Consider the following 15,855-nt stretch of genomic DNA (forward strand, 5'->3'; position numbering starts at 1 on the left):
ACCTATTTCGATATGTCTATTTTCAACGATTCGTTTTTCCAAAAACAATTGGAAAACCTTTTGATTTCAGGTTTTTCCCAAGGATCTTTTAATGGAACAAGTGGGAATGAAATCCAATTTTTATTCTCCTGGCCACCTGAAACTTTAAATGAAAAAGAATACAATAATCCTTGGACAGCTAATAATCCCAATGGCTTAATGTCCTCCACTGAAAATATTTCAAGATTGGTGAACCCAATTCCCTTCATAAGCAACCTATTCACTCCTAGTGCCAATACAGTAGAGGATGTTTACGGAAATTTGATTCTATCAGCCAATATTACTGACCAAAGTGATGGTAGCAATTCAATAAAAAAAGAAGTCGGTCAAAACTTTAGTGCATTTCAGGATATTTCTGGTGCTGCATTAACTACTGTCAAACCCAAAACAAAAAATATCAAGGATAAATTAAACCTTTACCAAGAGCGAGAATCTATTATTGAACTAGAAAGAAAAATATCAATCGATATCGCCAACAAGATAATATCAGGAAACCCGTCAAGGAAAACTATCCAGTCAAACCAAACCGCACTTCAATCATTGGTAAAAAAACTTTCTCCCATACATGAAGAAGCTTCTGCTAGTTTTTTAGCAGGAAGCATCAAGCAAATCAACTCATCACAAAAATCTTCCGTTCCAAAAGAGAATCTCAGCAATTCCGATCTTTCCTTGGCTGGCAAAACCTTTTACAATGCTAAGAACCAATTTGAGACCACTTCCTTAAGTAGTACGATAAACCCTACATCAACCTATCACCCTTCCTATATCATCCCCAATAACTTTGCAGATGAAACTGCTGATCAGGAATGGCCTGTGCTCAGTACTATCCTTAAAGACAGTAAGCAACAGGATATAAAAGTGAGTTTTAGCTATACAAGAGCAGACATCAGCCGCCCTTGGTTCATGGGGTATTTAATGTCAATGCAAGGCTGGTCACTTAATGGGCAATCGCCAGGATGGCTTTCCAATGGATCAAAAATTAATAACCCAGGAATTTTCCCACTTTTAACATTGTCCCTATTAGTATGTAGAAACATGAAAATTACTGGGCCTAACAGTAATTATGAAGCCAATGGATTACAGATAATTGCAAGATGCTGTCAAGTAACCCCGAAAATGGCTCCGGATTAATTTATTCCTCCTGATACCACTTGGAATATACCGGGTAGTTTCTTGCTGTTCTTGCAATAACCTCCATCATTTCTGGACCAATATCTTTTACTTTTTTAGCAGGCATACCTGCATAAATACTGTTTTCCTCAACGACAGTTCCTGCTAAAACCACTGCGCCTGCTGCGATAATTGCTCCACTATTTATGATTGCATTATCCATCACAATCGCCCCCATTCCTATTAATACATTATCATGGATAATACATCCATGCACGATGGCATTATGAGCTATGGAGACATTATTTCCGATATATGTCCCTGCCTTTTGGTAAGTACAGTGAATAACAGCACCATCCTGAATATTCGTATTGTTCCCAATTCTAATTTCATGCACATCACCACGCACTACCGCATTGAACCATACAGTACAATTATCGCCCATTTCAACATCCCCTACCACTGTTGCATTATCCGCCAGCCAGCATTCTGAACCCATTTTGGGCGTTTTCCCATTTATTTTTTTTAACAAAGCCATAATTTTCTCCTAAACAATCAAATTCAATTCCTCGTTATATTTAAAATCAAATCTAGTTTTTTCATTTGACAATGAACCTTTTTTACTAATTTTAAATTTACATGTATATACATCAAATTTGACACATAATAAATTTAAACAACTATGCATTTAATTAAGACAACCGGATTATTACTAGCAGGAGCATTATTAGTTGCGTCTTGCGGTCAAAAAGGAGGGACAGTAGAAACCTCTGGAGCCAAAGAGGTAGCTCAAGCCACAGGAAAAACGATCAGCGTAAATGGAGCTGAAAGTAAGGTTTTATGGACAGGTTACAAGCCAGCTGGAAAGCATTATGGTATCATCCCTGTGACAAGCGGAGAAATCAGCTTAGAAGGTTCTGACATCACCAGTGGTGAATTCACCTTTGATATCACTGCCCTAGAAATTCATGACATGGAAAAAACGGAAGAAAGTTACGGAAAACTTCATGGACATCTTCAGTCACCAGACTTCTTCGATGCTGCTAACTATCCAAAAGCAACTTTTGAGGTAACCTCAGTTGAACCATTCTCTGCTAATCCTGAAGTTGAGGACAAAGAAGAGTTCAAAACTGATTATACTCCTAAATTATTAAGTGAACAAATGGTAGATGAACCTACTCACTGGATCAGTGGTAATCTTACCATGAGAGGTACAACCAAGAATATCAAATTCCCTGCAGCGATTAAAATTGAAGGTGACGCAGTTTCTGCTAAGGCCGGATTTAACATTGACAGAACCGATTGGGGATTATCATATGGTGACGAAAGCACCGCAGTTGACAAAGCTAAAGACAAATTCATTTACAATACTGTAAATGTGGGCTTTGAAATTAAAGCGAACTAATATTAGTTAACCGCAAATAAATAAAAGAGGAATTCCACGGAGTTCCTCTTTTTTTATGTCCTTTCCCTTATTTTTGGTGCATGAAAGGAAAGAAAAGAAAGGAATATCCCCTCCAACCAGGATTATTGGAAAAGGCCGTTTCATGGGCCTGCGAAAACCACCTTTTTCTTTCTTACCATAATCACAATAACATCCAATATCCTAAGAGAGGATTTGAGCACATTTTATATGCAGGGAATACTTCCATAAACTGGCATGAATTGGATAGCTTTCCTGGACCAAAAGCGGGTATTTTTAGTTATGATTTAAAAAACAAATTTGAAAGACTCCAAAGTGACAATCCTGCTTTTGTAAGTTGCCCAGAAACTTTAGTATTCTTGGCCGACTTAAGCATTTCCTTTAATGAGAAAGAAATGATCGTTCGGCATGACGATCCAAATTCGATAATGGAGCAAATCCATCAATTTCAAATCCCCAACCAAATCACAAAAATCAACAGAATAATTACTAACACCTCTAAAGAAGACTATATTCAAAATGTAAAAAACATTCAAAATCACATCCTAGAGGGAGACATTTACGAGCTCAATTACTGTATCGCGTTCAAAGCCCAATTTGAATCACTTGATCCTCTATCTGTATTTTGGAAACTTCAGGATCTGTCCCCTATGCCTTTTAGTAGTTTTTTCAAAGCTAAGGAGCAATACCTAATTGGAGCCTCCCCCGAAAGGTTTATAAAAAAAGAAAACTCAAGAATTACTGCTCAGCCTATTAAGGGAACCATAAAAAGAGGGCTAACAAAAGAAGAAGACCTACAGCTCCAGGAAGAATTGAGGAACAGTGAAAAAGAAAAAGCTGAAAACCTTATGATAGTTGACTTAATGAGGAACGACCTTGCAAGAATATCTGTCCCTGGGACTGTTCAGGTAGAGGAACTTTTCGGCATCTATCCTTTCAAACAAATATCCCAAATGATCTCTACCCTATCTTCCACACTTAAGGAAAAGACAACATTTGATCAAGTCATTTCGCATACCTTCCCTATGGGCAGTATGACGGGTGCGCCCAAAATTAAATGTATGGAATTGATAGATAGGTATGAAAACTTCAAAAGGGGCTGGTTCAGCGGAGCAGTAGGCTATATCAAAGAAAATGGTGATTTTGATTTAAGCGTAATTATCAGAAGTATCATTGTAGACAAGAATACAAATCAATTGTTTTTTGCTGCAGGAAGCGCCATTACATACGATGCAAATCCGGAATATGAATTTGATGAATGCCATTTAAAAGCAAGCACCATTTTTAAGGTGCTTGGAGAATAAAACATCACATAACTTCAATCCCCCTGGACCTCAAAAGACAACTGCAAAAGTATTAAATCCTAAACAATGAAAGGATTTTCCCCAGCCAACCGGACTTTGCAGGCTTGCCTTCTTCCTCATAATAATTTCCCGTATACTTATTTTTTCTGATATAGGAATAATTATAGCCATACCCATAATTATAGCCACCAAAGTCATAAACATCACCTCCAGCTTTCAAACCATTAAACACACAATAGAAATTCCTTATTTGGTCGTTGGCATAAAGGTCATTGATCATCAAAAGGTATTTCTTATGGGTGTAATCCTGCCTTACTATATAGAGGTTTACATCGGAAAACCTCAATAAATCCATGGTTTCAGACACCAAAGCCAATGGCGGGGTATCCATTATGATTACATCGAAATCCTTTTCAAGTTCAATGATCAAATCCTCCAATTTAGATTTCAACAAAAGTTCAGACGGATTTGGCGGAACAGGTCCAGAAGGAACAAAATACAAATTATCATATTTGGTTGCCTGGACGATATCCTCCTTGGTAGCTTTATCCACAAGATAGGATGATAAACCCTTCCGGTTACTAACCCCTACATATTGAGAAATCCTTGGTTTCCTTAGATCCATTCCAAGAATAACGGTTTTCTTCCCACTGAGGGCCATCGCCGAGGCCAAGTTCAAACTCACAAAGGTTTTTCCTTCTCCAGAAATACTAGAGGTCACCAAAATCCGCTTACATTTCTTTTCACTAGCGATATAAAAAAGAGCTGACCTCAAAGATCTAAAGGACTCTGAAACAATAGCCTTAGGATATTCCGCCACCAACATATTTGTATCTTTCTCGCTAAAACCGATGGTTCCCAGCAATGGAATCCTGATGGAGTTTTTAAGCTGTATTTGGTCCATTATCCTATTGTTCAGATAATGGTATAGTAAGAGTAAACCAAGGGGAATAAAAAAACCCAAACCGAAGGCCAATCCATAATTTTGAGATTTTTGAGGAAATATTAAATTACCTCTTCTAGCATAATCCACAATAGAATTGTCTGATACATTGGAAGCCTTGGCAATCCCTGCTTCAGCGCGCTTTTCCAACAAGTAGTTATACAGATTTTCCCTAAGTTTATATTCTCTGTAAATATTGGTATAGTTAGATTCCGCTTGGGGAAGTTTAGAAAACTCTTGATCAAGTTCCGCAAGTTTTGCTTTAGCAGTTGCCTTTTTCTCTTCCGTATTAGTTACCAGGTTGCGAATATTTTCATAGATATTCTCTCTCAGTCTTTCAATCTGCTTATCCAGCTTTAGCACATCTGGATGGTTTTCATTAACTGCAGACAATAGCTTCCTTCTTTCCATTGAAAGATCCATCAATGTCTGTGTCATTCCACTCAGCAAACCATCATTGATCCCCATCATGGAAGGAGCAAGGACCTCGCTATAATCGCTAGACCTGTCGTCCAGGTATTTTTTCAATGATCTAAAATAACCCAACTCAAATTCCAACTCCTGAATATGTTCTTCCAAAAGATGAATCTTCCCCAGCACACCTCCAAACTCCGAATTGACATCCAGCAATTGGTTATCCACCTTAAAATCCAACATCCTTTGCTCTACTGACCTAAGTGAATCCTCCACAATATACATCTGGTCATCGATGAACTTAAGCGTGTTTTCGGACATAAGATTCTTTTCCTTAAGATCATGTTCAATATAAGAATCCATCAGTGCATTCACGTAATCCCTTCCCTTCTCGACAATGGTAGAAACCAAAGTCACCCTCAATACAGAACCGTAATTATTCTGAGGCCTTACAGAAACAGCATTGGCATAATGATCGATCAAGGAAGTTGGATTATGAATAACAAAAGAAAGTTTCTCTCCTATTCTCAAAGGACGTAACTCCTCTATCCAAAACTTTGATCGATTGGACGCTATAACTTCATCAAATCGATAGGATTTATCTAATATTTCTTCATCAAAAGGGCCTCTTGCCTTAGCTGAAAAATAATTTACCCAACTCTTTTCTTCTTTATTTAGAACAAATTCGTTTTCAGCAACTTTGGTAAGCTGTATCAAACTATTTTCCTGCTGTATATGATTCCAATCCACATGAACCTTAATAGGGGATTTATCATATAATTCTACCTCTTTAATATTGGTCGATGCAAAATAGCTCACATCAAAATGTAGCTTTTTTAATGCCTCCGCTGCCAAATTCTTAGAGGTAAAAACCAAAATGTCATTTTCCAGGTTATTCATTCCAGAAAATATATTAGACCTATCCAAGATCCTCACCTCAGGCGAGGAATTTCGCTTGATCAAAATACTCCCTTGGACTTCATATCGCTCCACAGTATACCTGTGATATAAAAAGACCAAAGTCAAAGCAATCGCAATACTTAAAACATACAAAGGCCAATACCTGGAATACTTGATCAGGTAATACTTTATATCAATTGGTTTGACCTCTTCTTCAAACTTCGATATGTCTTGTTGGTCTATCATACTTATTTAGTCAACGCTACAAAAAACAGCACAGAAGTGATTAATCCAATTGTTAATTGTAATGCAGTGGTCAGGTTATTGGCATCCCCAACCTGTCTAATACTCATTGGCTGTAAATAAAGGATATCATTAGGCTGTATGAAATAAAAGGATGATGCCAATAACGCCCTATCATTCAGGTTTATTTGATGAATCTTTACTCCTCCATCATATTGCCTGATTAAATATAGTTCATTCTTTTTGGCCAAAATATTACTTTCCCCCGCCATGGCCAAAGCATCAAATATCGTAGCCCTGTTCTTCATAATCACCTTTGTACCTGAGCTAGAGAATTCCCCCAATGTGGTAAAGCGAATCCCCCCAGTTCTCAAGCGCACATATACTTCCTCTTTGAAATACATGTTAATCTCTTCTTCAACTTTTTTCCTAGCCTGCTCCTCAGTTAATCCACTTATTTTTATCTGTCCCAATTTAGGAATACGTACCATCCCATTCTTATCCAAACTATAACCTGTAAAATAAAAAATATCGCCTCCTCCACTGGCTCCTCCACCTCTGGCACTACGGGATCCCTGATATTCAAACACCTTAGTAAGCTCCTCATCTGAAGAAGCAAAATCGATATCTACCACATCATACGGCTGTAAAATATATTCGTAATCTACTTCAGCGTAAGGAATAAACTCTTCCAATTCAATAGGTTCATTTCCTGGCAAATTTTGCAAATAATTTAATCGCTTGTTACTTACACATGAAGACAGGGAAACAAATACGATTAAAACAAGTAGAAAATATTTCATTCAGTCCAATTTGAGATTAAGCATTATCCAAATATACTATAATATCTAAGTTTTGGAAATCTAAAAAATACCTTAAAAATAAACTCACTGCAGTATTTCAACAATGAACAAATAAAATACAAAAAAGAAAGGCCAAAGTTCATTTCAGTTAAAATTCACTTTGGCCTTATTGTCTTAGCATTAATGCTTAGGATGCATAATGCTTATTATAGTATTTCTGATAATCTCCAGAAGTCACATGCTCCAACCACTCTTCATTCTCTAAGTACCAATCCACGGTTTTCTCTATCCCTTCCTCAAACTGTAAGGAAGGTTTCCAGCCTAGCTCCTTTTCTAGTTTAGTAGCATCAATGGCATACCTCATATCATGCCCCGCTCGGTCTTTAACAAAAGTGATTAATCGAGCAGATTCACCTTCCTCCCTGCCCAGCTTCCTGTCCATGATTTCACAAAGTAACTTAACAATATTGATATTCTGCCATTCATTCCAACCTCCAATATTGTAGGTTTCTCCCGCTTTCCCTTTATGAAATATTTTATCGATGGCATGAGCATGATCAATCACATATAGCCAATCACGCACATTTTCACCTTTTCCATAAATTGGTAGGGGCTTTTTGTTTTTGATATTGTGAATACATAAAGGAATCAATTTTTCAGGAAATTGATTTGGTCCATAGTTATTTGAACAATTACTGATAACTGTTCTTAAACCATAAGTATTTGCATAAGCCCTCACAAAATGATCGGAAGAAGCCTTGGATGCTGAATAAGGAGATTGGGGATCATAAGATGTGGTTTCTTCAAAATAGCCACCATCATCTAATGAACCGTAAACCTCATCAGTGGAAACATGATAAAAAAGATGAGGTTCATATTTCTGCCAATAGTTCTTGGCAACATTAAGTAAGTTAACGGTTCCTATTACATTGGTTTTAACAAATGCCAAGGGATCAGTAATAGACCTGTCCACATGGGATTCCGCAGCTAAATGAACGACATCTGTGATTTCATGTTTTTCAAAAACTTCCTTCAAAGCATTCTCATCCAAAAGATCTACTTTTTCGAAAGCATAATTATCAGCATTTTCTACTTCCTTGAGGTTCTCTAAATTACCTGCATAAGTAAGACAGTCTAGATTGACAATTTTATACTTAGGATATTTTGAGACAAATAATTTTACTACATGGCTTCCTATGAAGCCTGCTCCTCCGGTAATTAAAATTGATTTTTGCATTTGTATATTTTGTACTGAAGCCCCCAGAGATCTTCGGGGACTTGATTTCCCAAACAGGCATGTAAAGTTAATGCTACAAAGGGCAATTACATAATTTACCCTGTAAAACTAAATCCCATAATAATCCTTGTACCAGGACACAAAAGAAGCAACTCCTTGTTCAATAGCAGTATTGGGCTGATAACCTGTATCATTTGCCAGGTCAGACACATCCGCATAAGTCCTTGGAACGTCCCCTGCCTGCATTGGCTGCATATCCAAAACGGCCTTTTTCCCCAGGTCATTTTCAATGGCCCTAATGAAATCCATTAAGTTAACTGATTTGGAATTCCCTATATTATAAATTTTGTAAGGAGCCTTTGAAAATCCAGAATCGGTCACTGCTTCAGGTGCCTTCAATGATACCCTGTAGACTCCCTCAACTATATCGTCTATATAGGTAAAGTCTCTTTGCATTTTGCCTTGATTAAATACCTTTAAAGGCTTTCCTTTCACAATGGCATCTGTAAACAAAAACATCGCCATATCTGGCCTTCCCCAAGGTCCATAAACTGTGAAAAATCTTAAACCAGTAGTAGGTATGCCATAAAGGTGACTATAGGTATGCGCCATCAATTCATTAGATTTCTTTGTGGCCGCATAAAGACTAACAGGGTGATCTACATTATCTGAAGTAGAAAAAGGAATCTTTTTATTGGCTCCATAAACAGAGCTTGAAGATGCATATATCAAGTGTTTAACTGGAAAATGCCGGCAGGCTTCCAGTATATTAATAAATCCTACAATATTGGCATCAATATAAGCCTTTGGGTTTTCTATGGAATAGCGGACCCCGGCTTGCGCTGCCAAATTAACCACCACATCAAACTTCTCCTTTTCAAAAAGTTGCATTAGTCCATCGTAGTCCTCAAGCTTCATTTTATAAAAAGAAAATCCGGATGAAGATTTTATAGCCTCTCCATTGTCTCTTTTGACTTGAATAATATCCAGATTTAAATCCTTAAGTCTTCCGTACTTTAGGTTAACATCATAATAATCATTGATACTATCCAGACCAACTACCTCATGTCCTTCATTCAAAAGTCTTTTTGCCAGGGCATGGCCGATAAATCCAGCAGCACCTGTTACCAAAAATTTCATAGGCGATTTATGTTTTGCATTCTTTTTCCAATTTCAAATTTAGGCCATTTATTACTATCCATATTGCCAATATTCATAAATGGCAATTAAAAGCTTTAAATAAAAAACATGTTCTTTATTCCCCCTTTTTACAATATACAAGAAATTCAACAAGTTAAACCAAAAAAATCGCACTGAACCAGTGCGATTTTTCATTTATTAATTGAGGAAAATCAAGTGACTACCAAATTCCCAAAGCTCCTTTCTTGCCTTTTTCAAACAAGCTAAAAGAAGCCATGAATTCATGTGTACTTCCGTACATTTTAGAATTTCTTTTAGTGGACATTTCATATACATATCCTACTCTAAAGCGATCAAACATAAATCCAGCCTGAAGGTTTGTTGCGTAATCTACTCTGTGCCCTACACCCAACCATACTTTCTCCATCATCACCGCCTTTACATTAAATTCCTGATGAAAAGGCAAATCTCTTTGCATTCTATAAAGCATATTCCCTACTAAACCTACATTTGGGCTGACCATACCTCGGAAACCTGCTTGAAAATTTGAGATCGGTGATCTCGCATTATAAAAATTATCTCCACTTGAGATTTTTCCGCTACTGACATTTTGAAGGGAATAAGACAAGTAATATTGTTTACTAATCAAACTTACCCCCAGATTAAAATCAAATGCTTTATTCTCCGCGAATCCCCCCATGTACCTTGAGAGACTTGGGTCATTCTCTTGTTCTGGAGAAAGCTTGGTTCCATCCAATTCAGTATTCAGGTATTTCACTCCGGCACCTAAACCTAACATATGATTCTCGGTAATTCTTACTCTATTGGTATAATTCAACAATATTTCGGTCTCAGAAAACGGCCCATGTTGATCAAACAATACTACCAAGCCAGCTGCATTCCTACCTATTATCCCTACACTATCCACCTTTCTCAATTGAGAAAAATCTCCTTCTACACTTCCCAAAATAGTTTTTGGTGCACCCGGCAAACCTCCCCACTGATTCCGAACAATGCTTTGCGCTACACTCCCCTCATGTGCTACCAAACTAGGGTTATAGTAACTTTTAAAATTACTGAAATGACTGATGTATTTTCTACTTTGTGCATGCGTAACACCCAGCGCAAGTGGAAACAAAACGGTCAATATGATTAATATCTTTTTCATCTTTTTTCTTTTTTCAATGGCACTGGTTAATTCCTAATCAAAGTCACAACACCTCTTCTCTTTTGACCATCACTACCTATTTCAATTATAAAATAGTAACTACCTACAGGTAAGTCCACTCCTTCATATTTTCCATCCCATCTTTCTGCAGGATCAAAAGTCACAAAGACCATTTTACCGCTTCGCTCAAAGACCATTACCTTAACTGCCTCATAGAATTGAAGGGCAGAAATACCCCATTCATCATTAATACCATCTCCATTTGGAGTAAATACGTTTGGAATATTCAAGTCATCTAAAGCTGGCTTGGTCCTATTGATCACGAAGGTTTTGGCAATGGTATTTCCTAATCTATCAGTACTTGTCACTGTAATAGTGTATTCACTTTGCCCCTCAGGCATATTTTCTGGATCATAGAAAAGTCGATCACCTAAAATATAGAAATATTGCTCATCGGGATTATCACCAGATAAGTCATAAGTATGGACATCGTCATCTGGGTCAACTGTAGTAAGTGTTCCCAGTGGTGCTTCCGGATTGTCCTCTACTGAAAATTCATCATCACTTAATTCAATATCAGTTGGCAACTCTTTTTCCAAAACCATGATAATTAGACTTGGCTGCAAATTTCTAGCATTGTCCATATCACCAAAAAGCACCAATTCTCCTGAATTTGTATACATCCCAGGAACTATTCCGTCATAACTCGACAAGTCCCAATTTACATCCAGCATCACAATTTCACCTGAAAGCAATTCAACTTCTATTTGCTCAGGAAGCGGTAATTCCTCTATGGTTGTTCCCCAACTGACTGTAATGATTTCAGGATCTTCAATATTTTCAATAATCTGGCTCTTTAAAGTGATCGTAAATACTGCTTCTTGAACATTTCCACTAGTATCTTCCGCCTGTACTTTAATTTCAATCGGTTCATTATAACCACTTAGAACTGTTCCAGATGCAGGTAATTGGGAATAACTGGTCACACTACAGTTATCCGTGATTTCAAATTCCGGGGTCACATCAGTCAAAACATACTCGCCCGAAGAGTCAACGTACACATCAATATTCCCTTCTATTCCGGAAATTTCAGGTGCAAGCGCATCCATTACATTTATTGAAACCTCATGTTCTGTCACTTCTCCATTTGGAGCTGTACTGGTTAAAGTAATGGTTTGTGCTCCAATATCTGAGCAGGTAAATACACTTTTGCTCAACTCAAAGCTATAATCCTCCATGGTGTAGCAACCGCCAGAAAAACCAGTAACCACATCGGAATAAGTGATTTCAACCTGACCTTCCGCGTCTAGTTCCAATTCCAAATCTTGGATGATCAATTCTGGAGTTTCATTACTAACTATAGTCAAAACAAGTTCAATAGTAGTAGCATTGCCTGCCAAATCCGTTGCAGTTAAGGCCAAATCATTTTCTCCTACATTTTCACAAGAAAAACTAGTTTCACTCAGCAGTAGCTCTATCTCATCTGTGGCAGTAAAATTATCTGTAACAGCCTCTATTAACATTGCAGGCGTTACGGCCACAGTTCCATCTTCAGCTAAAGCCACTTCAATATTTTTCCCAGTCAGTACAGGTCCGGTCTTATCAATTTGTAATGCAAATTCCGCACTTGGTTCACTTTCATTACAAGACTCGTCAACGGCCGAAACTGTTATAGAATAATTCCCTTCAGCCAAATCCAATCCACTAATATCTAATTGCCAGTTCCCATCTGTATCTGCATCTGTTTGGCCAACCTCATCATTATTGATCATTACTTTAACCGTCACTCCTTCGCTTGCCGAACCAGCAATGCTTAACCCATTTGTGTTGGTAATTCCATCTGCTGAATCAACTCCTGAATCTGGAGTCGCTGCAGTTACAGTTGGAACTGCCGGTGCAGTGCCATCTATTGTAATATTGTTTCCTCCCTTTACTTCGGTTTTGGTCAAGGTTAAATCCGTTAAAGAATTATCAGCCCTGTCTAAGATCATGGCATCACCTAGCGCTAGCCCTACTATCTCAATCCCATCTGCCTCAGCATCACCTGAAGCTATATTATAGGTGAAAACCAATAATTGAGCATTACTTTCTTCCGCCACATAATTGGCTATTCGATTTCCTGAATCCATTGTAAACACCAAGGTCAAGCCTTCACCCTCTATGTTAATATCTTCACTTATAGTTAAGCTGAACTTTAATGTGTTTTCACCACAAACAGCATAACTACCATCAGCCGGCAAGGTCAAATCAATCACATATGGACGAACACCATCTACTTTAATTCCGGAAGGATCAGGAAAACTTCCAATGGTCAAATCTGCTAGTTCCCCAATACTATCTTTTATGCTTGCTCCATCGAGTAGTAATTCGGTATTAATTTCAATCCCATCATCATCTACATCCCCCTCTACTACTGTGTAAGTAAACTTTAACTCAGTAGAACCTGAGCCTGAACCATATAAAAACTTCACTTCCTCTCCCCCTAGATTAACCAAAAAGTAAGGATTACCATCAGAAACAAATACCGGCCTATTAAAAATCAAACTAATTTCAATAACCTCCCCAATACCATACCATCCATCATCTGAAATCTCCACATTGGTAATCACAGCTTGTACGTTCTTAATTCGGATAATCCTAGTTTTACTATCACTTAAATTACCTTCTTCATCATATATAGTGAATTGGATTAGTCTATCATCAATATTAGGAACACCCGACACATTATTATAAGTAAGCTGCTTTAGGATTTCCTGATATAGCTCAAAACTTGCCAGTCCCTCAATAGTCAATTCTCCTTTGGTAAAATCATAATTTACGATAAGTCCATTATCTTCAGCCAAATCAACAACCTCAGGGCTTATAGTAATAAACTCATTACCTCCATCAGGTCTGTTCGACAACTTCACTACGGCCTTTGAAGCCAAATCAGAATCTTCATCCGTAGCGGTCACTCCAGAATCGATGATTACGGCACCCTTGCCTGGTTCAAACTCAGTATACCCCGGCGTTGTGGAAATTACAGGCAACTCCCCCGCCTCTGCATATACCATTGGGCAGAACCAAAGCATGATGACAAATCCCAAAATAATTGAAAGTAGATTTCTTTTCATTGTATAAAATTCAGGTGTCTATTAACGTCATTAATATCTTGCAAAACCAAAAGTAGACCTTGGTCAAACTTCTTTTGCTAGCATTTTCCCAAATGCTGTTCAGCTAAACAGTAATCTCCTATTAAACAGTTAATTATTCGGTGTGACCATTTGATCACAGCATAGAACAATAAATAACTTATCAGAAAATCACTTTTAATTGAATCTCGCAATATTTCAGCGTATGGCTTTATACACTGTACTATGGAATAAATCCCAAAGAAAACAGCTATGAGTGGTAGGTAGTTGATTTATTTTCCTTTCAGTGTGTGTGGTTCAGAAAATAAATTGATCTTAAAATAATTCCGATCCTTGGTGATAAAGTACTTGTATAGTTGATTAACTCTCTATGTGTCTGCCAATCATTTCGATCCAACAGAAAATTTCTCGGAGCTAAAAAGAACCTTGCAAAGCTGGTTAGACTTTGTCCTTTAGAATTCCTTTTTAGCACTATACTAAACAAATCCCTTCTTTTAATTGAATCCAAAGACTCCCAGGGGATAAAACATGCTTAACTAATTCTTAAATTATCAATGAATTAGTTAAAGTATTAAGCCCTTTCAAAAGCTGAACTTTTTTATCAAACAATCAATTTAAAGCTCAGCCTAAAAGAAGAAATAATTAAATGTAAAGGTGTTTAATCATAAGTAATAATTTTAAAATATCGATTAACAATTACTGAATTAGTTATGAAAAACAAATATTTTAGTTTGAAAAACACAAAACTTAATACATTTTAATTTATTTTTCATAGAATTTTATTTTGCGTAATTCCGTAATAACAAATATAACAAGGCTAACGAAAATTCAAAAAAAACCACCAAAATATCGTATTAAATACCTTGAACAAAGAATAAACATTTAATGCAAATTAAATTGATTGTCAATTAAAACAATTTCCAACTATAACTACCATGTGTTAATAACAGAAAAGAATTCACCAATTAATTAAAAATCCATTCATTAATCCTTAATTTTAGCGCACTAAAAAACCTAATTAAACCAATGAAGAAAATAGCTGTTTTAACATCAGGCGGAGATGCTCCTGGAATGAATGCCTGCATAAGGGCAGTCGTGAGAACAGGGATTTATCACGGACTTGAAGTTTATGGCATCATGTATGGATATGATGGGATGATCAAAGGAGAAATCAATCCTATGGAATCCCATGCCGTAAGTAATATTGTACAAAGAGGAGGAACCATCCTTAAATCAGCCAGAAGTGTTGACTTCCGTACCAAAGAGGGCAGAAAAAAGGCCTATGACCAATTAAAAAAGCATGGTATTGAAGGACTAGTTGCCATTGGTGGAGACGGTACTTTTACGGGCGCCAAAGTATTCTATGAGGAATTTGGCATTCCTACGATTGGTTGTCCTGGCACTATCGATAACGACATTTATGGCACCGATTTCACTATTGGTTTTGACACTGCCATTAACACCGCTCTTGAAGCTATAGATAAAATCAGGGACACTGCTGCAGCCCACGACCGTATTTTCTTCATTGAAGTAATGGGAAGGGATAGTGGCTATATCGCTGTGGAATGCGGCCTTGGAGGAGGTGCTGAAATGGTAATGGTACCAGAAACCCAAACCACATTAAATGAAGTAGTTGAAAAACTAACTAGCTCCAAGAGTAAGACTTCCAGTGTAATCGTAGTAGCTGAGGGTGATGAGGAAGGCAATGCAGCAGAAATCATGGAAAAAGTCAAAAACACTATCAATGATGACACCAAGGACTTTAAAGTGACCACACTTGGTCATATTCAAAGGGGTGGCAATCCAACTGGAAAAGACAGAATGCTTGCAAGTAGATGTGGGATGGCAGCTGTTGAAGGCTTATTAAGCGGAAAGGCCAACTGCATGGCCGGTATTATTCATGACGAAGTGGTCTATACAAGCTTCGAAGACTGCATCACCAAAAACAAACCTTTGAACAAAGACACCCTAAAACTTATAGAAATTCTAAGTATCTAAGC

At 37.3% G+C, this 15,855-nt stretch carries 11 protein-coding genes; 4 read left to right on the forward strand and 7 right to left on the reverse strand.

All coding sequences use genetic code 11. The annotated features are described in order from the left end of the window. Positions 1-12: 12 nt before the first annotated feature. Positions 13-1,170: a hypothetical protein gene (locus KMW37_RS02170; RefSeq protein ID WP_215222950.1), complete on the forward strand. Its 1,158-nt coding sequence runs from the start codon at positions 13-15 to the stop codon at positions 1,168-1,170. 1 nt (position 1,171) lies between these two features. Here KMW37_RS02170 and KMW37_RS02175 read toward each other — a convergent pair whose 3' ends face one another. Next, entirely contained in the window at positions 1,172-1,687 is a 516-nt protein-coding gene (locus KMW37_RS02175) for a gamma carbonic anhydrase family protein (RefSeq protein WP_215222951.1), read from the reverse strand. Between the two features lie 144 nt (positions 1,688-1,831). Here KMW37_RS02175 and KMW37_RS02180 point away from each other — a divergent pair, with 144 nt between their 5' ends. Then, the gene (locus KMW37_RS02180) at positions 1,832-2,554 is read left to right on the forward strand and encodes a YceI family protein (protein WP_215222952.1); all 723 of its coding nucleotides are present in this window, start codon (positions 1,832-1,834) and stop codon (positions 2,552-2,554) included. 80 nt (positions 2,555-2,634) lie between these two features. Continuing rightward, positions 2,635-3,876, forward strand: coding sequence for an anthranilate synthase component I family protein (locus tag KMW37_RS02185; protein WP_215222953.1), 1,242 nt, complete (start codon positions 2,635-2,637; stop codon positions 3,874-3,876). A 52-nt stretch (positions 3,877-3,928) separates the two neighbouring features. On the opposite strand, the gene KMW37_RS02190 is transcribed toward KMW37_RS02185, so the two are convergent. The 6 genes from KMW37_RS02190 to KMW37_RS02215 all read right to left on the reverse strand — a co-directional run bounded on the left by KMW37_RS02190 (position 3,929) and on the right by KMW37_RS02215 (position 13,837). Beyond that, a complete protein-coding gene (locus KMW37_RS02190; RefSeq protein ID WP_215222954.1) occupies positions 3,929-6,379 on the reverse strand; it encodes a GumC family protein in 2,451 nt (816 codons plus the stop codon). A 2-nt stretch (positions 6,380-6,381) separates the two neighbouring features. Then, entirely contained in the window at positions 6,382-7,179 is a 798-nt protein-coding gene (locus KMW37_RS02195; RefSeq protein WP_215222955.1) for a polysaccharide biosynthesis/export family protein, read from the reverse strand. A 187-nt stretch (positions 7,180-7,366) separates the two neighbouring features. Next, positions 7,367-8,416 (reverse strand): dTDP-glucose 4,6-dehydratase, encoded by a 1,050-nt coding sequence (gene rfbB / locus KMW37_RS02200; protein ID WP_215222956.1) that lies wholly within the window; start codon positions 8,414-8,416, stop codon positions 7,367-7,369. A 108-nt stretch (positions 8,417-8,524) separates the two neighbouring features. Next, positions 8,525-9,556, reverse strand: a complete 1,032-nt coding sequence (locus tag KMW37_RS02205) for an NAD-dependent epimerase (protein WP_215222957.1) — start codon at positions 9,554-9,556, stop codon at positions 8,525-8,527. Between the two features lie 220 nt (positions 9,557-9,776). Continuing rightward, entirely contained in the window at positions 9,777-10,724 is a 948-nt protein-coding gene (locus KMW37_RS02210; protein WP_215222958.1) for a PorP/SprF family type IX secretion system membrane protein, read from the reverse strand. Between the two features lie 26 nt (positions 10,725-10,750). Then, entirely contained in the window at positions 10,751-13,837 is a 3,087-nt protein-coding gene (locus tag KMW37_RS02215) for a T9SS type B sorting domain-containing protein (protein WP_215222959.1), read from the reverse strand. A gap of 1,044 nt (positions 13,838-14,881) precedes the next feature. On the opposite strand from KMW37_RS02215, the gene pfkA reads away from it, so the two are divergent. Then, positions 14,882-15,853 carry a 6-phosphofructokinase gene (gene pfkA / locus KMW37_RS02220; RefSeq protein WP_215222960.1) on the forward strand — a complete coding sequence of 324 codons (972 nt, stop codon included), beginning with the start codon at positions 14,882-14,884 and terminating at the stop codon, positions 15,851-15,853. The last annotated feature ends 2 nt before the right edge of the window (positions 15,854-15,855 follow it).

Source organism: Echinicola shivajiensis (assembly GCF_018642165.1).
Classification (GTDB): Bacteria; Bacteroidota; Bacteroidia; order Cytophagales; family Cyclobacteriaceae; genus Echinicola; species Echinicola shivajiensis.